The sequence below is a fragment of the Caldisericum insulae genome (assembly GCF_047785965.1).
Taxonomy (GTDB): domain Bacteria; phylum Caldisericota; class Caldisericia; order Caldisericales; family Caldisericaceae; genus Caldisericum; species Caldisericum exile_A.
In genome coordinates this window covers 1-865 of record NZ_JBLOBF010000033.1, presented here as the reverse complement: position 1 = coordinate 865, position 865 = coordinate 1, and the positions used below count along the sequence as shown (strand labels likewise).

Sequence of the window (865 nt, the reverse complement as noted above, 5' to 3'; positions counted from 1 at the left end):
TGGGCAAAACCCAAATTTTGAAAGGAGGTAGAGTATGAAGAAACTGATTGCAATCCTTGCAATCGTAGTAATGATTGTAACATTTGTAAGAGTAGTCCCATCAGTACAAGGAGAGACTGTAAAAACAATCGTAGTTTATGTAGGCAAGACCACAGGCACTATCGATGGAAAATCAACAACTCTTGATCAAGCACCTGTTATTGTAAACGGAAGAACTCTTGTCCCAATAAGATTTATATCAGAGGCATTTGGTTCAACAGTGGAATGGAATGGATCCACCCGTGAAGTTACAATTAAACTCCTCAACAACACAATTGTCCTTAAGATTGATTCACCAACAGCAACTGTAAATGGTTATACAGTTTATCTTGATGCACCTGCAACAATCATTAAGCAAACAGGAAGAACTGTTGTTCCTCTAAGATTTGTATCTGATTCACTTGGTGCAGATGTCACATGGAATGCAACTGATAAGTCTGTTACAGTTAAATTCTCTGAAGATTGGGTTAAGAATCCTGCAGAAATTACCTTCTGGCATGCAATGCAGGCAGCACTTGGAAAAGCACTTACAACGCTCATTGATGAGTTTAATGCAACTCACCCAAGGTATAAGATCGTTCAAACTGCAATTGCAAACTACACATCTTTGCAACAGAAAACAACAGCAGCAGTTGCATCAGGTCAACCACCAGTTTTAACACAGGCTTATGAGAACTGGGTTGCAAATTATATGCTTGGTAACCTTCTTACTCCAATTGAAAAATTTGTAAAAGATCCTTCAATGGGTCTATCACAATCTGAAATCAATGACTTCTTCCCAATTATGTGGAAGGATGGCTATATGCCTGATGGTAAAATGTGGATG

At 38.5% G+C, this 865-nt stretch carries 1 protein-coding gene; it reads left to right on the top strand.

What is annotated here, in order from left to right; all coding sequences use genetic code 11:
• Window positions 1-34: 34 nt before the first annotated feature.
• Window positions 35-865, top strand: an 831-nt coding sequence (locus ACMV0E_RS08075; protein ID WP_416085870.1) for a stalk domain-containing protein, incomplete at its 3' end; no start/stop codon positions are given.